General features: G+C 42.8%; 16 protein-coding genes and 1 pseudogene. 3 read left to right on the forward strand and 14 right to left on the reverse strand.

Annotated elements, in window-relative coordinates; genetic code table 11:
• The first annotated feature begins 12 nt into the window (after positions 1 to 12).
• Positions 13 to 537, forward strand: a pseudogene (locus WQ57_RS27560) (YczE/YyaS/YitT family protein).
• A gap of 908 nt (positions 538 to 1,445) precedes the next feature.
• Here the strand turns inward: WQ57_RS27560 and WQ57_RS16855 are convergent.
• The 12 genes from WQ57_RS16855 to WQ57_RS16910 all read right to left on the reverse strand — a co-directional run bounded on the left by WQ57_RS16855 (position 1,446) and on the right by WQ57_RS16910 (position 15,580).
• Positions 1,446 to 1,571: a helix-turn-helix transcriptional regulator gene (locus tag WQ57_RS16855; RefSeq protein ID WP_084820306.1), complete on the reverse strand. Its 126-nt coding sequence runs from the start codon at positions 1,569 to 1,571 to the stop codon at positions 1,446 to 1,448.
• A 555-nt stretch (positions 1,572 to 2,126) separates the two neighbouring features.
• Positions 2,127 to 3,851: a CocE/NonD family hydrolase gene (locus tag WQ57_RS16860; protein WP_162200615.1), complete on the reverse strand. Its 1,725-nt coding sequence runs from the start codon at positions 3,849 to 3,851 to the stop codon at positions 2,127 to 2,129.
• 52 nt (positions 3,852 to 3,903) lie between these two features.
• On the reverse strand, positions 3,904 to 5,076 hold the full coding sequence (locus WQ57_RS16865; RefSeq protein WP_046524929.1) for a M20 family metallopeptidase: 1,173 nt from the start codon (positions 5,074 to 5,076) through the stop codon (positions 3,904 to 3,906).
• Positions 5,077 to 5,157: 81 nt separating this feature from the next.
• Complete coding sequence (locus WQ57_RS16870; RefSeq protein ID WP_084820307.1) at positions 5,158 to 6,207, reverse strand: alpha/beta fold hydrolase; 1,050 nt, start codon at positions 6,205 to 6,207, stop codon at positions 5,158 to 5,160.
• 15 nt (positions 6,208 to 6,222) lie between these two features.
• On the reverse strand, positions 6,223 to 6,786 hold the full coding sequence (locus WQ57_RS16875) for a hypothetical protein (RefSeq protein WP_046524930.1): 564 nt from the start codon (positions 6,784 to 6,786) through the stop codon (positions 6,223 to 6,225).
• A gap of 28 nt (positions 6,787 to 6,814) precedes the next feature.
• The gene (locus WQ57_RS16880) at positions 6,815 to 8,137 is read right to left on the reverse strand and encodes an MFS transporter (protein ID WP_046524931.1); all 1,323 of its coding nucleotides are present in this window, start codon (positions 8,135 to 8,137) and stop codon (positions 6,815 to 6,817) included.
• Between the two features lie 15 nt (positions 8,138 to 8,152).
• Positions 8,153 to 9,754 (reverse strand): class I adenylate-forming enzyme family protein, encoded by a 1,602-nt coding sequence (locus WQ57_RS16885; RefSeq protein WP_046524932.1) that lies wholly within the window; start codon positions 9,752 to 9,754, stop codon positions 8,153 to 8,155.
• Between the two features lie 25 nt (positions 9,755 to 9,779).
• Positions 9,780 to 10,544 carry an SDR family NAD(P)-dependent oxidoreductase gene (locus WQ57_RS16890; protein ID WP_046524951.1) on the reverse strand — a complete coding sequence of 255 codons (765 nt, stop codon included), beginning with the start codon at positions 10,542 to 10,544 and terminating at the stop codon, positions 9,780 to 9,782.
• 239 nt (positions 10,545 to 10,783) lie between these two features.
• A complete protein-coding gene (locus tag WQ57_RS16895) occupies positions 10,784 to 12,217 on the reverse strand; it encodes a sigma-54 interaction domain-containing protein (protein ID WP_046524933.1) in 1,434 nt (477 codons plus the stop codon).
• Between the two features lie 373 nt (positions 12,218 to 12,590).
• Positions 12,591 to 14,144: a class I adenylate-forming enzyme family protein gene (locus tag WQ57_RS16900; RefSeq protein ID WP_046524934.1), complete on the reverse strand. Its 1,554-nt coding sequence runs from the start codon at positions 14,142 to 14,144 to the stop codon at positions 12,591 to 12,593.
• Between the two features lie 69 nt (positions 14,145 to 14,213).
• Positions 14,214 to 14,981: a crotonase/enoyl-CoA hydratase family protein gene (locus WQ57_RS16905; protein ID WP_046524935.1), complete on the reverse strand. Its 768-nt coding sequence runs from the start codon at positions 14,979 to 14,981 to the stop codon at positions 14,214 to 14,216.
• Complete coding sequence (locus tag WQ57_RS16910) at positions 14,978 to 15,580, reverse strand: TetR/AcrR family transcriptional regulator (protein ID WP_046524936.1); 603 nt, start codon at positions 15,578 to 15,580, stop codon at positions 14,978 to 14,980. The genes WQ57_RS16905 and WQ57_RS16910 overlap by 4 nt, the downstream gene beginning before the upstream one ends.
• Before the next feature lie 531 nt (positions 15,581 to 16,111).
• On the opposite strand from WQ57_RS16910, the gene WQ57_RS16915 reads away from it, so the two are divergent.
• Both WQ57_RS16915 and WQ57_RS16920 read left to right on the forward strand, forming a co-directional pair.
• Positions 16,112 to 16,543, forward strand: a complete 432-nt coding sequence (locus WQ57_RS16915) for a MarR family winged helix-turn-helix transcriptional regulator (protein WP_046524937.1) — start codon at positions 16,112 to 16,114, stop codon at positions 16,541 to 16,543.
• A 22-nt stretch (positions 16,544 to 16,565) separates the two neighbouring features.
• Positions 16,566 to 17,300, forward strand: coding sequence for a glucose 1-dehydrogenase (locus WQ57_RS16920; RefSeq protein WP_046524938.1), 735 nt, complete (start codon positions 16,566 to 16,568; stop codon positions 17,298 to 17,300).
• A 318-nt stretch (positions 17,301 to 17,618) separates the two neighbouring features.
• Here the strand turns inward: WQ57_RS16920 and WQ57_RS16925 are convergent, their stop codons facing one another.
• Both WQ57_RS16925 and WQ57_RS27135 read right to left on the reverse strand, forming a co-directional pair.
• On the reverse strand, positions 17,619 to 18,263 hold the full coding sequence (locus WQ57_RS16925) for a nuclease domain-containing protein (RefSeq protein WP_046522725.1): 645 nt from the start codon (positions 18,261 to 18,263) through the stop codon (positions 17,619 to 17,621).
• A 25-nt stretch (positions 18,264 to 18,288) separates the two neighbouring features.
• A partial coding sequence (locus WQ57_RS27135) for a hypothetical protein (protein WP_206540554.1) occupies positions 18,289 to 18,595 on the reverse strand: 307 nt, incomplete at its 5' end.

An 18,595-nucleotide genomic window follows, 5' to 3' on the forward strand; every position in this document is an offset into this window, starting at 1 on the left:
GGACCTTGGAATATGTTTTATTATGGACTGACCCTACTGTTGGGACTGACGATTGGCTCTTGGTCGATCATTATTGGCTTCCTGTTGTTAACCGCTTTTGCCATAATCACGAAAAAACTGCCTAAAATTGGCGTTTTTTTAAATATGCTGCTGCTTGGGCTTTTCATTGATTTATTTATTTGGCTACTGCCAAGTATTGATAGTGTAGTAGGGGCTGTGATTTCTTTTATTCTTGGCCTTGTTTTAATTGGATATGGAATCGGGCTTTATGTATCAGCTGACCTGGGTTAGGGACCGCGTGACAGCATGATGATCATGATCGCTGAGAAAACGGGATGGAGCATCCAATGGGTCCGAAATGGGATGGAACTTTTTGTACTCATATTGGGCTGGATGCTGGGAGGACCTATCGGCATTGGAACCATCTTTATTGCCTTTTTCATGGGACATTTTGTCGGTTTTTCCTTACCGCAATGCAAAGGACTGCTTGAGTACTTTCTTGATAAAAAAGAGCACAAAAAGCTGACCTTCCCTTAATTTGGGGTCAGCACATTTGGGCTTACTCTTCTTTATGGAAAGCACTTAATGTTATTATAAGCACAGACATCCTCCAATATTAGGAAGTTTAGGGGTTAAGGCTCATTATTAAACACAAAAAGAAAAACAATATTTTTTCTTACAGAAATGATGTTCTTCTTTTTTAAACTTATACTTCCTACATTTTCATTGGATTTTCACTAAAATCTTTTTATTTACTTTTGATGAAAACAGAGGATTGGTTTTAGATTGTTTTGGCAGCTACAAAACTTATAGCCCTGAAGCTAATAAGGATTCATCCTTTAGTTTATATGTAAAATGAATGAATTCCTCCAGATCCTCCTGGTCTATTACCTGTTCAAAGTCACATGGTTTTCCTAAGGTAATTCCCCTTTGGCTAGCAACTGAAATCATTAAACCTAACTCATAATACATATTTTTCGATAATAATCCTTTTTCAATGTTCTTCACTATTTCATTGAAAAAAGCAACCAAAAGGTCAGTAGGTAACTTTTAATAAAACTCCATGATTTACATCTCCCCTTTTAAACCTTTAAAAAAATCGATTCCCTTTTTCCCCATTATAAATAAGCGATTGTAGATGTTTGTCGATTTAATTGAACTTTTACAAACATTTTACCAGTCATTTATCTTTCTTCATGTTAGGAATTTTGACAGCTGATCCTTTATCATATTTACAAAAGGTCATTATATCTTTAGAAAAATCATCCTTAGTCTAATCTAATATCGGCTCACCATACACCACTACAATGACGGCTACTACCACCGTTCCCACTTATTATCATAATTGTAAACGCTTACAATTTTAAGTGGATATTTTTTACAACTAGCAAAAGCACTTTAGGATTACCGGATCCCCTGTTGATTTTCTTCTGAACATTCATTAGCTAGAGGATAAAACATTTTTTTATTTCAATGGCATTAATCGTTTGCCTGTTCACATTACATTTTTCAGCCAATTTCCCTTGTGAAAGACCATTTTTTTCTCGGTATTGCTTAATTCTATTTTCCATAGCACTATCCACCTTTAGAATTTTAAGCAGTAAAACATCTTTTACACCTTATATGTCTTTTTACTTCTTACTATTATCAATACAACAACCAATCCTTTTAAATGACTGAGCTCTTCTCTTTCCTGCACTAAAAATATATTCTAAAGCCCCTGTTTTACTCAGCAACAAATGTGAATTACAGAAGAAAAGGCTGATAAATTTTCATCTAAAAGTGAACTCAGCATCCACTTTCAAATTGAAGTTGTTAAGAAACAATTATTTCAAATAAATTTGCATAAAAACATTATTATTAGCATAAGACCAAACAGTATTTTCATTAAGGAATCCAACAAAAAAGTGCGTTGATCACTTGGATCGACGCACCCTTTCGTATCATAAGGTTAGCCGGATATTTCTGGTTGACCCTATTTTATATGGTTTTATCATTACCGTAGCCGGGGCAAACAGAAGCGCCTGCGGGATTTAATCTCGTCAAGGAAAAAGCAGAAAAACATAGGTTAATATAGCTTGGACAACGGATAAACCTGCAGCCCAAAGCGCCCTTCTGTATTTTTGCTATGGAATGACCGGCAATAGGATATGCGAGGGATACTTTTCACTATGATAGATTTTTTGGGTAGCAGCGATCATTTCTTTACTGTCTTTCCCCGATTCCCCTGTATTAAGATTCCGGTCAAAACGCGGGAAATTGCTGCTTGAGATTTCTACACGAAGCTTATGGCCTTTTTTAAACACATTGCTCGTTGCCAGCAAGTCGATTTCATAGCGATAAACTTCATTTGGGGTAATGAGCGATGGCGGCTGATTATTCTCCCGGTATTTGGCGCGGATAATCCCGTCTGCAATGTTGATGGCTTTCCCATTCGAATGAACATCGACGAGCTTTGCCGTAAAGTCGGTGTCAACAGCAGAGCTTGAGGCATAAAGGATGACCTTCACAGGCCCGGTTACTTCCAAATCCTCTGTCAATAACCCACTACAGTAGACCAATACATCCTCCCGCTCCTCAATATATTGTTGGTCAATTGGGCCCCTTGGGTAATTCGCAGGCAATAAATGGTTCCCTCCCAGAGTCGGAACGGGATTGGCCGGGTCGTATACATAAGTGTCGAAATTCTCGTCCTGCGGCATGTTAATCGATAAGCTGCCATCGCCATTCTTTGTATTGGCCTTCCCGTTACTCTCGAAATAATACGGAGTATAAACGGTCCGTTGTAATGGCCACTCCTGTTCGCTGCGCCATTTATTCTCACCCATGACAAAGATTTTCACTGGAGCCTCATCGATAATCCCATTCTGAATTCCTTTTAACCAATAATCAAACCACTGTAATTGCAGGCTCGTTAAATCGGTTTTCATATCAAGCAGCAAACTTGATGCGCTTAATCCGAAATTCAATTCTCCGACCTGCGGGGCAAAACCCGCATGGGCCCAAGGGCCAATCATCAGCTTTGTATGGTTTTTGTGTTTCCAGGTTTCATAGTGTTCGAGGTCCTGGCCTAATAATAGGTCGTACCAGCCGGCAAGGCCAAACACAGGAACATTGAACCTTGCCGCCTTTTCCTTCAGCCCGATTTCCTGATGGAATTCATCGCGCATCTCGTGTTCCAAAATATCGTGAACAAACGAAGCGAAGCCATCACCAAGTTTGAGCCACTCGCTGTCCTGTAGCGGTAACTGCTGAAATCCTGCCTCTTCAATATGGTCAATCGCATCCACAAGCTGCATGAATTCCCGGCCAAAGTCTTCCTTCCCTTTTTTGGCCTTTACGACGGCATTAGGTCCAATCGTGGCTAACGACCATGAAATCAACAGACCCAGTTCGAGCGCGCCGCCTCGATACATGAACGCATCGGCTCCCCAAGTAATCGGAAAAATGGCTTTCAGGTGCGGTGGCTGCATGGCTGCCGCCTGAAATTGCGTCATTCCCTTATATGACAGGCCATACATCCCGACATTTCCATCACTGTAAGGCAAGGAGGCGGCCCATTCTACTGAATCAAACCCATCCTGATACTCATTCTTATAAATGTAAAACGGCTCCCCCTCTGATTCGAACCTGCCGCGGACATCTTGAATAATGACAACATATCCCTGATGAGCGGCTGCAATGGGATCCAATACCATGGTTGTCAACGGAAGAAACGCCTTGTTATATGGTGTCCGTTGAAGCAATACAGGGTATTTTCCTTCCCCCTGAGGCCGGAAGACATCTGCGTATAGAATTGTTCCGTCTTTCATAACGGCCGGCACATTCTTTTCGTGAATGATACTGCTCAAAAGAATCTCTCCTTCCTTAGCTACCGTAATTTCTTCCCCTACCATTCAAATGCTACTCTTCCCCCAAATAATCAATCGCCAACGCGATAAAATAACGAATTGATTCTATGAACTTATCGATCTCGACATATTCATTTGGCTGATGGGCAAGTGTCGGGATTCCTGGACCAAAAATGAAGGTGGGAACCTGGAGGTGCGGGGTATAGACAGATGCGTCCGTATAATAATTCACACCTGTTGGCTTCAATTCCAGGTTCAGATGGTTTTTTCCTGTCTCGATCGCAAGTTTTATAAAGTCATTAGATTCGTCTGTGCCCACCGATGCCATGCTGTTTAACACATGAATCTCATAATCTCCGACAACAGATTCTACCAATTCCTCAATATCTTTTAAAATTTGCTCATTGCTCTGCCCTGGAACGGTTCGGATATCAATGGTCATTTTGCATTGGTCAGGAACCACATTCGTTTTGACTCCGCCTTCGATTGTTCCGATATTCAGCGTCGGATGGCCTAAAACCGGGTGTGGCCTGTATTGGAACTGATAGGTTTGCAGAAGGTTGATGATTTCATTCATCTTTAGAACCGCATTTATTCCCTTGTCAGGCATCGAACCATGGGCCGTTTTTCCGTAGGTGGTGATCTCCAGCCATAAACAGCCTTTATGGGCATGGAAAAGTTGATTTTCACTCGGTTCTGATACCACTAAGGCGGTGGCCTTGTTGATTTGTCCCTTTTTCACTACTTTTTTCGCACCAAATCCGTCTACCTCTTCACCCGCTGTCCCGACAAACTGCAGCTTCCCGTTTAGCTTCACTCCGGCCTCATCCAAATACTTCAAAGCAAGGATCATCGCCGCGACCCCGCTTTTCATATCCGTTGTCCCGCGGCCATATACCTTATTAGCGACCACCTTCCCGGAAAACGGGTCATGCTCCCACTTTACCTTTCCCGTCGGAACGGTATCAAAATGACCGCTGTATACCAAGTAAGGATCATCACTTTCCTCATTCGGGTATGTAACGAATAAATTCGCCCGGTTGTCCCCCAGGTCATCCAATTCCACCTGAAGATTAGTCGAGTTTAAAAAAGCTTGGATCACCTCGGCGACAACTTTTTCATTTCCTGGCGGATTAACACTATTCACCTGAATTAACGATTGCAAGAATTGAACTGCTTCCTTTTCGTCAATTTTGTTAAAAACCTTTGATTGTATAACAGCCATAAAGATTCCTCCCTTTAGATTGTTGATCATACCGCCCGTTTGAGAAATATCCTTAAACGGGCATTTAATCAATATGGAGTATTACTGTGAATGCTCTCCAAGCCAATCTTCCAAAATTCCATTTAATTTTCCCGTCATTGCCAGAGAGACATGGCCGGCTTCCACACTTAAGTAGGTTTTATCTTTACTTGACACTAAATCCATTATTGGCAGGCTCTGGCCTGCCGGAATCAGCGTATCGTTTTTCGAACTAACCACCAGCATGTTTGCGGTAATTTTTCCTAAATCGACCTTTTGGCCATGAATGGTGAACTCGCCTTTTACCAGCTTATTTTCTTTAAAAAGATCGTTGGTCAACTGGCGAAAGGCACCGCCCGTTAACGGTACATGGCCGCTATTCCATTTATTCATCCGCTTCCACTTTTCTACAAACACTTTATCATTTGCACGAGCCAGAAGGTTGACGTACGGACTGTTATAAATCGGTGCCGTCACCGACCGGAACATGGCCTCCACGTAAGCAGGCGGAATCACTCCGTATACCTCGATCAGCCGATCCGCGTTGAATCCGTTGTTTTTTAGTTCTTCCTCCCATTTATCAGGAAGTACTGAAACGCTAAAATCGATCGGAACGGTCGCGACAATCAGGTTTCGAATGGGTTCCTCCGCAATTGCGGCATACATCGCTGCGAATGTTCCGCCCAAACAATAGCCGATGACCGACACTTCCTCCGCTCTTGAATGCCGTAACGCTCGCTTTACCGCCTTTGAAATATAGTCGGCGATATAGTTTTCAATATTCAGTTCTTTATCTTCGTATCCGGCAATTCCCCAGTCCAATAAATAAACATCGTAGCCATTGTTTACTAACCCTTCCATCACACTTGATCCCGGGGCAAAATCGAGGATTGATGGAGTATTAAATAGGGAATAAATAATAAAAACCGGGATGTCATATTTCTTTTCTTCAGGCGCATAATGCCATAGTGTTGCTTTATTTTTTTTCCATACAAGTTTTCTCGGAGTGTTATTGGAACCGAGCTCAGGTCCCTTTATGGCATTCGTAAATTCTGTCCAACGCTCGATTTCTTTTTCATAATTAAAAGTGGTCCTCGTTTCTGTTGCCAACATGATTCCTCCTTCCTATTATTTGGATAACGGTACTAATTCCCGTTCTTTGTTCACATTATTTTCTGCCAATAGCGCTTTAAGACTGGCAATCTCCTCTTTTAAGCTATTCATCCCGGCTAATTCCCTTTTTAGCTCAATGAGTTCGAAGTGAATCTCGTCGATCTTTTGCAGCTCCTTTTTGTCTTGTTCCTGCTCGGTTTTAAGCTGCTTGATTTGCTTGCTGATGTTCCGGGAAGCCGCTGTTAAACGATCAAGCTTTTTATTTGCGGATTCGATGGAATCCTCTACATTCCAAAATTCTTCTTCTAATGCTTCCAGCTTTTCCTCTGCTTGAATCGACAGCTTCGTTGCATTGGCGAGGTCTTGTTTCGTCGGTAACTGTAACTGATTGAGCAATAGCTGCTGGTTTTTTTGAAACATCTCCAAATACCGCAGCTGGAAATCATTTGCTCCCTGCGAAAACTTTACATAGTCAGAACTGTTTGTCCAAATTTGGAGCGCGTCATTTGCTTGTTTTTCCCAGCTATTCATCCATTTTTTCCATGCTTCATATGGGTCATATATTTTGCTCCCCGTCATTCCAATCCCCCGTTTCTTTAATAAGCACTTAAACGACTGATTTCTGTTCATCCAATTTGGCTGAAACCTGATCGGCTTTGTTTTCTTTTAAAATAAAGGCACATAAAGCCGCCAAAGCGGAAACAATCGCAAAAAAGATAAAGACCTTGCTAAAATCCTGTGTTCCATCGGCGCCAACGGTCACGAGATAACCAGCAATCAGCGGCGAGACGAATGAACCCATTTGTCCGATTCCATTTGCCAACCCTGTAGCACTTCCAACGATTTCCTTAGGATAACGTTTTGGCAAATACGCATAGATGGAGCCAAAGTTCAGGTTAACGAAGAAGCCCACCAGCAAAAGCAATGTCAGCAACATACCTGTATTTCCTTTATCGACAGAACCAAGCATCCATAGCACCGGAATGCTTCCCAGGTACCCGATTAAGGCCACCGGCTTCATCCGATGAACGACATTATCCATTAGCCAGCCCCCGAGCATCATCGCAAAGAAGGCGACAATATAGGGAGCGGATGCGAACAGACCCATTTCCTTTAAATTCAACCCATGCTGTGTCACAAGGAACGATGTTAGCCATGTCGATGTTCCCCAATAAACAGCCAGCTGGCAAAATAAACATAAGGTAAAGACATAAAAATTAAGATCCTTAAGGAATACCCCGTAGCTTTTTCGCTTTTCTTCCTTCGTCATCTTTACTGGACCGGTATTGTTCTCCTCTATTTCCTGATCCTCGCTTAATCTCCCTTTTTCAATCATTTCTTTTGGAGAATCCGCGACAAAACGCCATAACAGGAAGATGGCAAGTACACCTGGAATGGCCAGAACGAAGAATACCGGTCTCCAGGCACCGTCAAAGAAGTAAATGGAAATACTGGTGACGATGACGGGAACGATGGCAGGTGCCACTGCCCATGAGGTCGCAAAGAAGGAGACGGCTCGCCCTCTTTCTTTAAATGGGAACCAGTTATTGATGGCACGGATCGCAGGTGCGAAATGGTGTCCTTCTCCAAGACCCAAGCCGATTCGAAGTGCGATAAACTGGGCAAAATTTTTAACGACTCCGGTTAATGCGGTGACGAATGTAAAGACGATGACGGCAATATACATAACTTTTTTTGAGCCAAATTTATCAGCCAGAAAACCGGCACTGATTTGCGCGGCTGCATAGGCAAAGAAAAACACGGAAGCCAGCTGTCCGACTTCGACTGGAGTTAAATTCAAATCTTGTTGGATATAAGGCAAAAAGGTTAGAACCGCCATTCGGTCAAAATAGTTAATGATGTAGACCAACCAAAGGATGATTAGAACCCAATACCGATATCCCCATGCTTTTTTCATAACAGTAGACATTTTCACACTTCCTCCCTATGATTCATTTCCGATTGTTTGCGGGTTTCTTAATACATTTTTTAAGATTTTTCCACCTGGGTTCCTGGGCAGTTCCGAGGCAAATTCGATCAGTTTAGGAACTTTATAATTGGCTAGTCTTGCGGCTACGAATTCGCGAACTTCGTCCTGATCGAGGGTTTCGCCATTCTTTGGAACAACGACGGCTTTGACCACTTCGCCAAACAGCGCGTCAGGAATACCGACAACGGCGGCTTCTAATACTTTTGGGTGATTATAAAGGACATTCTCTACTTCGATAGAAAAGATTTTTTCACCACCGCGGTTAATCAAATCTTTTTTGCGGTCGACAATATAGACAAACCCATCGGAATCGATCCTGGCCAAATCCCCTGACCTCCAATATCCGTTTAGGAAGGATGTCCGGTTGGCCTCTTGATTGTCCCAATAGCCCTCGACAACCATCGGGCCTTTAATGAACAATTCACCGACTTCTCCTGGCAGGCACAGTTCATCTTCTTCGTTTACGACGATCATGTCTCCGACCGGGACTGGCAGCCCGACTGAATCCATTTTGCTTTCGTGATAACTTTTAGGCATAATGGTCGCCGGTGACGAGGTTTCCGTTGCTCCATATGCATTATGCAGGCTGGCGTTCGGAAAGCATTGTTTCAGCTTACAGATGGTTTCCGAAGACATCGGGGCCCCGCCATAAGCAATTACCCTTACATTTGCATAGTTGTATAAAGAAAAGTTGGGATGCGCCATCATCATGATGTAAATGGTTGGAACGTTAAACAGGAAGCTAACCTGTTCCTCCACCGTTAACTCAATGAATTCCTCGGTTTGATATCTCTTCATGATGACAGACGTCCCGCCAACTCGTACCATGTGAAAAAGCTGGCCAATCAACCCGGTTACATGGAAGAGCGGAACAGCGATTAATGTCTTGGCTTCCTGGTTGGTATGTAACACCATTTCATAATTCATCGAACTGTGGATCGCCCCTAAATGACTGCCGACAGCGCCTTTTGGCAGGCCGGTCGTCCCGGACGTATACATAATAAATAATGGCTCTTCTTCCGACATAGGTACGTGCTGGACAGAAGAGGCTTGTTCTACGATTTCATAGGGGAGGTAATCCTTTCGCTTTGGTGTCTGATCTCCAATTAAAAAGAAATATTGAACAGTGGGAATGGACTCCTCATCTCTCATCGCTTCAACTTTATGCAGGAATTCATCATCAACAAATAGCAGCCTGCTGCCGGATTGCTTCAGCATATAGGTAAGCTCTTTTTCTTTTAATCTTGTGTTTAGCGGCACGACGATGGCCCCTAATTTGGCACAGGCAAACACAAGCAGGCAAAACTCAATGCTGTTCCCCAATAAAAGCGCGACCCGGTCTCCTTTTTTCACACACATCGATTTTTGCAAATTTCCGGCAATCTTTTCGACTTTGGCCTTCATTTCCTGATACGTTAACCGGACTCCATTCATGACCAGGGCCTCTTTGTTTCCAAATTTTGCAGCCGACTCCTCCAGCATCGCAAAGAGATGTTTGGTCCGGTTTTGAAACACTTTAACTTCCCGATTAAAGTGCGTTTCCTTGATAATCTTCATATTAAAACCTCCTAAAACGATTGCCTTATCTTGCCGTCCATCCTCCATCAACATTCAGCACCTGCCCGGTCACGTATTTTGAAGTATCGGAAGCGAAGAATACGACAGGTCCGACAAGGTCCGATGTTTCGCCGATTCGTTTAATCATGGTGGAGTTAATGATTTTCTCCGATCTTTCCGGATCAGAAAGCCACTCTTTTGTCATCGGTGTGCTGATATAGCCCGGTCCAATCGCATTCACCGTAATGTTATAAGGAGCTAATTCGTCCGCCCACACTTTGGTTAATTGGTTAATGCCACCTTTACTGGCAGCATAGGAAGTTTGAAACGGCATTCCAACACTTCCGAGAATGGAAGAAATATTAATGATTTTCCCATATTTTTGTTTGATCATCTGTTTGGCGGCAGCCTGTCCTGCCAGGAAAATTCCTTTAAGGTTAACATCCAAAACCGTATCCCAATCACTTTCTTCTACTTCCGGAAGTGGTTTGCGGATATTCATCCCAGCATTGTTCACTAAAATGTCCAACGAACCATGCTGCTCGACAATTTGGCCAACCAGGGCTTCAACTTGATCCTTTTTCGTTACATCGCAAGGAAGATAGGAAGCTTCAATCTTCTCTTTCTTTAGCTGTGAAACAGCATATTCCCCTTCCTCTCTTCCACGGCTGGAAATAACCAGTGTGGCCCCATAATGCCCTAATGCATGGGCCATGCCATAACCAATGCCTTTACTTCCCCCTGTCACAAGCGCAACCTTTCCATTAAGATGAAAACTCGGTATGTTCATCCCTTCGACCTCTTTCCCTTTTTTAAAATGGACCATTCTATCGATGAACTCACTTTACCTAATTGCAATTTGCGTGCCAAAGTCATAATTAGACAAAAAATTAAAAATATTTCGACACAACTTTCCAAAAATAGATTATTTTCTACTTTTTTATTGAAGTCATATCGCAAATACGTAAAAGAAAATAAAAAAGCCAGCAAATATTTGCTGACTTTTCAGAATTTTGATTCCCTTATTCATCAAAAAGTTAAACCGAGCCTTTTCATTTTTTTGACTAGCGCAGATTGACTGATCCCTAATGCCTCGGCCGCACGCCGGGTGGTTTTCAATCGTTCCATCTGTTCTTTTATCATTTTCCGTTCCAGATTCGCTACGGTTTCTTTCAGTTTGCCTGTTTCCGATTTCATCATCCCCACACTTTGTAACATATAGGGCGGCAAATCCTTTATTGATATTTCATCCAGGTCGGCCATGACCGCCAGCCGTTCAATCAGATTTTCAAGCTCCCTAATATTTCCGGGCCAGTTGTAAGCTTCAAACAATTGGAGAGTTTCAGGATGGAAACGTTTGTTCAAGGTGTTCTTTTCGTTCATTCGTTTTAAAAAATAGAAGGCGAGCGGGACAATATCCACCCTCCTATCCCTTAAAGGGGGAACCTTGATGGGAACGATATTCAGCCGATAGTAAAGATCACGCCGAAAATCATTTTTCTCGACCATTCTCTCTAAGTCCATATGGGTGGCGGAAATAATCCTCACATCAATTTTAATGCTTTTTGTACCACCTACACGCATGATTTCAAATTCCTGCAGCACCCTTAGCAGCTTGACTTGGAGGTCGATTGGCATGTCTCCAATCTCATCCAAAAAAATCGTTCCCCCATTGGCCAGTTCAAATAAACCAGGCTTTCCTTGACCGTTTGCCCCTGTAAAGGCCCCTCTTTCATAGCCAAACAATTCGGATTCCAGCAGATGATGGGGGATTGCCCCGCAGTTTACTTTTACTAATGGCTTCGCGGCCCGGTCGCTTTCTTGATGGATGTAGTTGACGATAACTTCTTTTCCGACACCGGATTCTCCTAAAATAAGGACACCAGAGTCAACCTTGGCCACCTTTCTTGCCAGATGGAATACCTTCATGATTTCCTGGCTTTGAGCAACAACTCCATCCAGATGCATCTGGATTAATTCCCTTTTTCTTAATTCCTGGATTTCACTGATGTATTGATCGGTCATTTTTCTCGAGTGAAGCAGTTCGGTTTTCATCTGATTCAAGTCCGAAATATCCCTTACATTGGTCACTACATAGACGATTTGGCCATCTTGACCAAAGACTGGATTTCCGGTTACCAGCAATTCCTTTCCTCGAACGGATTGGATAATCGTCACGGGTGCCCTTTGTTCCAACACCTTTACAGTCACCGATTCCGACACGATTCCCTCTTTTACCACCGTCCTCATATTCTTTCCAAGCAATTCTTCGCTCGTGACGCCCGTGATCCTCGAATACGCGGCATTTACCATGATGCCGACGCCTTCTTTATCTGCAACAAAAATGCCATCATAGCTAGATTGAAAAATGGAAACCAAAATGTTTTCAATATCCGCCTTGTTAATCCGGTCAAGTTTCATACATTCTGATAAATCTTCTGCATGGATGGATTGGATTGTCATTTTTATTCCCCCCAATGAGCATGAAAATACTGAAAAAAAGATTGATTCCATTTCGAATCATATTTCTGCTTGATTCGAAATGGAATCGTTCTTATCTCATATAATTCTACAAAAAATGTAAAATTCCTTTTTGAAACGGGTTTTTGTAGGTAACTCGTAAATCGCAAATACTTTATCCGATAGAGACATGTGACAGAAAAGATTCTCTTTCAGCCATGTAATAACATAAAAATAGCGTTACCTTTATCGTCAAGCACCCGTTGAACATAAGCACTCTCAACTATGGAACCATTTCTACTCTAATAAAATACAGGGTCATCCCCGATGCGAAATTCCTCCTACACCGGAAATGACCCTTTAAATTTAAATTCTATTAAATTCTCCGTTCTTTTCCTTCCCAATGTGGATCTCTTAAAAAGCGCCGCATGACTTTGCCAACTGCACTTTTCGGCAAGGTATCGATAAATTCAACAGAGGCAGGTTTTTTATACGAAGCGAGTCTGTCTTTGCAAAATTGAATGATTTCGTCTTCGTTTACTGTTGCTCCGTTTTTGAGTACAACATAGGCTTTGACCGCTTCCACCCACTTTTTGTCTGGAACACCGACAACAGCTGCCTCTTGAACGGCCGGGTGTTGGTAAAGCACTTCTTCCACTTCACGAGGATAAATATTAAATCCTCCAGAAATAATCATGTCTGATTTGCGGTCCACAAGGAAAAGATATCCGTTTTGGTCCAAGTACCCCATATCACGGGTATGAACCCAACCATCCTTTATCGTATCTTGTGTTAGTTCGAGTTCTTTCCAATACCCAACCATTGCCTGGCTTGATTTTACTGCAATTTCACCGACCTCACCTGCAGGAAGCTCCTCGCCATTTTCATCGATAATTTTGATCGAAGCAGTTGGAACAGGGCGGCCGCAAGATAACAGCCTTGCTTCCCCTTCTTCTCCTGAACCAGTATGATCGTTCTTATTTAAAATCGATAAAATGAGTGGAGCTTCCGTTTGACCGTAATACTGTACAAATTTCGGCCCCCACAATTCAAGCCCGCGCTTTAATGCTTCGCGCGGCATTGGGGATGCACCATAAATAATATTCCTGACAGACTCAAACGAATACTGCTCAACATTTGGATGATTTAAAAGCATGACAATCATAGTTGGAACGAGATTCAATGTTGTGGGTTTTTCATGATGAATGGTTTGAAGGTATTGGTCTGGAAGGAATCCTGATAAGATGGAATTAGCTGCTCCGGATACCCAATGCGGCAGCACCAATGTTCCTGATGCATGAGTGAGAGGGGCCGCATGCAGCATGATATCCCCTTCTTGAATATCCAAGGTGGTTAAAATATTATTGGAAATGGCAACCCAGGTTTCCTGTGTATGGACAGCAGCTTTCAAAGTACCTGTCGTTCCCGAAGTATATTGAATGGTCGCCAAGTCAGATTCGGACAACGTCACAGGGGGCTCATCTTCAGAAACTCCCTGCACAAACTCTTGCATATTAATTATCCAAGCCTCTTTGGTCGCTCCATTCATTTGACAAAAATAAGTTAGGTCGGAACAATGCTTTTTGATTTGCAGGGTACGTTCACTGAATTCTTCAGTAAACAAAAGCGCCTTGGCGTCTGTCTCTTTTACCATATGGATATGTTCGGCTTCAGAAAGCCTCGTATTCAACGGCACCCTGACAAGTCCAGCTTGTAAAAGCGCAAAATCAATTTCCAGGCTCTGTAATGAGTTGGCCAGCAAAAATGCTACGCGATCTCCCTTTTTCAATCCAAGACTTAACAATGAATTGGCCAAGCGATTACTATTTCGGTACACTTGTTCAAATGTTAACTTTTCCCCTTCGAAAATGGCTCCAGTATGATTTGGAAAATAGGTAGCTCCTCTTTTGATTAACTCGACAGCTTTCATTCGCAATTCCTCCCCCACTATATTTGAATTTTGGATGAACCTAATACTCCTAAAATGCGCTTTAAACGATTAGAATTGGCCGTGCCTTCCTTGTCCTTTTGAAAAACGTGTCGCTCCCTCACGTGTTTCTCCACTATTTATAACATTCATGCCTAACAGAAACTCAAGCTGCATCCCTTTCTCAAAGTCCAGATCAAAGCCCCGATATGCTGCCTCCCGATCACTCAGCATACAAGTTTGAGGAAACTCAGCGATTTGCGCCGCCAGCTTTTCGGCTTCTTCTCTTGCTGAACCAGGATTGACCACCCGGTTAGCCAAACCAATCTGTAAGGCTTCTTCTGCTTCCACCGGTCGACCGGTTAAGATTAAATCCATAGCGCGACTCATACCAATCAACCGTGGCAACCTTTGCGTCCCTCCGTCAACGAGTGGAACACCAAAACGCCGGCAAAACACACCAAATACCGCATCACGTTCCATCACCCGAAGATCGCACCAGATTGCAAGCTCCAATCCACCTGCAACGGCATGCCCTGATACTGCAGCAATGACAGGTTTCGATAAGTGCATACGGCTTGGCCCCATCGGACCATCTTTCGACATATTTATATGTAGGTCGTTACCTTCATCCATTGAAAGTGCTTTTAAATCTGCCCCGGCACAGAAGGTTCCGCCTGCTCCTGTTAAGACGGCTACCCGCAATGTTTCATCATGTTCGAAAACCCTAAACGCATCGGCAAGCTCCATAGCAGTCCTGCGATCCACCGCGTTTCTTACCTCCGGACGATTGATGGTAATGGTGCAAACCTTCCCGTTTCTTTCTACAACAACACTCATTCATTATCTCCTCCATTTTTGATGGCTAAATAACTAGTAATGACATCTTTTAAAAGTTCATCCATTTCTTCGATATCATATAATTCATTATTCAGTGTCCACATGGTTCCCAGACCGATTCCGAAACCAATAATCATCATGGGCAAATTTTTTAACTGTTGCTCATCTGTTGTGACATGCTGAAGGTAATTCCCGGTATAATCCGTCAAATTCTTAAACAGCTTATTAACCATCGCGCGGATATTGGGATTATGAATGGCCTCACCCATGTAATTTAAAAAAACAGTCATATACTCAGGATTATCTTTTGGAACTAGATTGATATTCTCCAAATGCTTCATCAATTTCTCTTCAGGGGGATTTAACGGTTCAACTGTCTCCATGACCTTTTCATGAGATTGGCGAAACGACGATTTCAGCACCTGCATAAGCAAAACTTCTTTACTTTCAAAATAATGGTAAATAATTCCAGTACTTACTCCTGCCTGAGCAGCAATGTCCTTCATAGAAAGATTTGAAAGCCCTTTCGAAACAATGCAATTTTTAGCGGCCGTAATGACCTGTTCCTTTCTAATTTCCTCCATTCCAACCTTTGGCATGATGTTTACTCCTTTTATTTATAATGAACGTTCAATATAAATATTATAATATTTATGAATATTCCGTCAACATTGATTTAAAAATTTCCCCTCTTTTTTTGAGGAGGTACTAGGTACTATTGCGCCTAAATTTTAGGGCTTTTAGTATTTCTTCTCTCGATGCTTTTTTTAATCAGCCTCCCCTGCTTCATTCAGTAAATTCCAACAGTTTGAGGAGCAATATATTTTGAAAAGTGCGATTCTATTTGGATTTCCAAGCCGTTTAAGAATCGTTCTTCAGGGCTCCAGCCCGGACCGTGGGTTGATCCAAATGAATTTTAAAGTGGAAGAATAGAGTTGCAGAAGAGGCTTGATACAAGGTAACAATTTGTAATAAACTGACTCTAGCCAAAAAAAGTAGTTTAGTGCTAAACTATATACAGATAGTTTAATGTTAAACTACTTTTGAAGGGAGATGAGCAAACTAATTCTTGCTGGTGTTGCGGATGGGATTGGGAACGACATTGCTTATCTGGATAAGGAGAAGATGACTTGCGAGAAAAAGACCTTTTTAAACTCATTCATATGATTGATAAAATCAATAATGAAAATATTATCAAGTTCACAAAAGCCTTTCCCTACCCTCTGGGGATTTCTCCGATTCTTGTTTTATCGGATTTAAAAACAAACGGGGTACAAAAGCAAGTGGATTTGGCCGACAAACTCGGCTATACAAAAGGGGCCATGACCAATATTGCTGCAAAGCTACTTGATTTGGAGCTGGCTGAAAAAGTATTTGACGAAACCGACCGCCGGGTCATTCAACTTCAGATTACCCCGGCCGGTGAAAAAGCACTATCAGAAGCACAGGCGATTGGAAGAACCTTATTCATGCAGCATTTTGAGGCCTTAAATGAAGAAGAAATCAATCAGTATTTTAAAATTCAGGAAAAGCTTTTAAAACATATCCAAGACCGTAAATAAAAACCCATCAGGAGGAATTTACATGAGCCGATTAGCTGGTAAAGTGGCGATTATTACAGGTGGAGCACGCGGAATGGGAGCAAGTCACGCCCGTTTGTTTGTCAAAGAAGGAGCGAAGGTCGTAATTGCGGATATTCTTGAAGAAGAAGGACAAGCCCTCGCCACCGAACTGGGGGAGAATGCAAAATTCACGAAACTGGATGTCACTAATAATGCAAATTGGGAGCAAGCTGTTGCTTTGGCAGAAGAAGCATTCGGACCAGTAAATGTCTTGGTGAACAACGCCGGGATTACGATGAATAAATCCATAGAGGAAATGACTTTGGATGAGTACAAACGCATTGTTGATATTAACCAAGTATCGGTATTCCTTGGTATGAAGGCGATCATCCCGTCGATGAAAGAAGCAAAAGGCGGTTCGATTGTGAACATCTCTTCGATGAACGGTCTTGTCGGTGGTGCGATTGGCTATACCGATACAAAATTCGCTGTAAGAGGAATGACCAAAGCAGCCGCTCTGGGGTTGGCTCACTATGGCATTCGTGTAAATTCCGTACACCCAGGCGTCATCGAAACACCAATGATAGTACAGGAAGAAACAAAAGACGCTGTCAACGAATTTGCCAAATACATTCCAAATGGCCGGGTTGCAAAGCCTGAAGAAGTATCCAGCCTCGTCCTGTTCCTGGCTTCAGACGAATCAAGCTACAGCACAGGATCAGAGTTCGTTGTCGATGGCGGTATGACAGCTAGATAAGCAATGATCACCTCATCCCCTTGTGAGAAAAGGGAATAACGCAGGCTTGAACCCAGGAATTACAGGGTTCAAGCCTTTTGTACTCCCAAAGATCTCCGGGCAAAGGCAAGGAGTTCAATCCAGATGAGCGCATTTTTCCAAATGGAAGGGTGAATCTATCCCCCTATGAATACAATTCATAAAAACATGATATTACCTTTCTTTCCAATTTCCCCGTATTTTCTCCCGGTACGATCTGCACAGCCCCTGTACGGTATACTAGGTGGAACTCTTCCTGAAAGTATCTTAAGGCATCTGTTTGGTCTAATCTGGTTGGTGTCAGGATATACACCTCAGATACAGCCTTTGCCCTTGTATTCCTGTGAGGATTCCATCCCGATACTTATGCATTTCCCCTAGCGCAATGCCCAGATTGCCGGGCACCCGGTATTTAGGATCAAAGACGATGATCCCCCTTTCACTCTCTAGCACGATATCAGGAATCATCCTTTGAGTATAGGTGTGAAAGTTCCTGGAGTTATATTGGTAGGACAGCTGATAAAATAAAGAGACCCCTCCCTCCAGGCGGATTTCACTTTCCTGGTTTTCGGCAAGATTTAAGAAAATGCCATCGTTCGTCATCAAATACAAATTCGTTGTATCCTTTACTAGACCAGCTTCCTTTAAAACCTTCACGACTTTCATAAAGCACCATATTTCATATAGCTGGTAGGTGTCTTTTAATGAGATGGGATAGTCTAACCCGATGCCTTCCCTGCCGTGCTTATAAAGCCTGTCGAACCAGCCGTACCACAGCCGGTAAACAGGGTGCTTCCTAAATTTTTGCGTTATGGAGTAAGGGCCCCGGTTCACACTTACCCCTTTTAAAAAGGGGCTCGCCAGCCAACGGTTTAGGATGGACCTGAATTTGCGCGCCTTTTGGGAAACAGCTTCGAATTCAACCTTTTCATAGGTTCCCAGCATACGGGAAAGTTAAAGATTTGCTGTTTTAAAACCTGATTCTCATATACATCCATGCTTTCGTACAATTGACTGGTCTCAACGGTCGGAGGAACTTCGTAACCATGTCCTCTCTTGACCAGCCAGCGGAGTATGGCTGTGTCGGTCTGCTGAACCTTTTCCCTTTCTGGCTAAGAGCCGCCTTTTGTAATTCCCTGAGCGGCTGCTCCTGGATTTTTGAATAGAGTTGCTGGAGCTGGTAAAATGACCGCTCCAGATAACTCCATTGCGTCCAGCTGACTGACCGGCTCAGGCCAGAAGCATTGACACTTCTCTGGAGTCCTGCATATTGAAAA

Origin of the sequence: Mesobacillus campisalis (assembly GCF_000986785.1) — a bacterium.
Lineage (GTDB): Bacteria > Bacillota > Bacilli > Bacillales > Cytobacillaceae > Mesobacillus_B > Mesobacillus_B campisalis.

Excerpts from the sequence above, each read along its gene's own strand:
- WQ57_RS16910 (WP_046524936.1), bottom strand. The coding sequence starts at position 15,580 with ATGCCAAAGGTTGGAATGGAGGAAATTAGAAAGGAACAGGTCATTACG.
- WQ57_RS16925 (WP_046522725.1), bottom strand. The coding sequence starts at position 18,263 with ATGCTGGGAACCTATGAAAAGGTTGAATTCGAAGCTGTTTCCCAAAAG.
- WQ57_RS16905 (WP_046524935.1), bottom strand. The coding sequence starts at position 14,981 with ATGAGTGTTGTTGTAGAAAGAAACGGGAAGGTTTGCACCATTACCATC.
- WQ57_RS16885 (WP_046524932.1), bottom strand. The coding sequence starts at position 9,754 with ATGAAGATTATCAAGGAAACGCACTTTAATCGGGAAGTTAAAGTGTTT.
- WQ57_RS16855 (WP_084820306.1), bottom strand. The coding sequence starts at position 1,571 with ATGGAAAATAGAATTAAGCAATACCGAGAAAAAAATGGTCTTTCACAA.
- WQ57_RS16880 (WP_046524931.1), bottom strand. The coding sequence starts at position 8,137 with ATGTCTACTGTTATGAAAAAAGCATGGGGATATCGGTATTGGGTTCTA.
- WQ57_RS16870 (WP_084820307.1), bottom strand. The coding sequence starts at position 6,207 with ATGTTGGCAACAGAAACGAGGACCACTTTTAATTATGAAAAAGAAATC.
- WQ57_RS16865 (WP_046524929.1), bottom strand. The coding sequence starts at position 5,076 with ATGGCTGTTATACAATCAAAGGTTTTTAACAAAATTGACGAAAAGGAA.
- WQ57_RS16900 (WP_046524934.1), bottom strand. The coding sequence starts at position 14,144 with ATGAAAGCTGTCGAGTTAATCAAAAGAGGAGCTACCTATTTTCCAAAT.
- WQ57_RS16920 (WP_046524938.1), top strand. The coding sequence starts at position 16,566 with ATGAGCCGATTAGCTGGTAAAGTGGCGATTATTACAGGTGGAGCACGC.
- WQ57_RS16895 (WP_046524933.1), bottom strand. The coding sequence starts at position 12,217 with ATGACAATCCAATCCATCCATGCAGAAGATTTATCAGAATGTATGAAA.
- WQ57_RS16875 (WP_046524930.1), bottom strand. The coding sequence starts at position 6,786 with ATGACGGGGAGCAAAATATATGACCCATATGAAGCATGGAAAAAATGG.
- WQ57_RS16890 (WP_046524951.1), bottom strand. The coding sequence starts at position 10,544 with ATGAACATACCGAGTTTTCATCTTAATGGAAAGGTTGCGCTTGTGACA.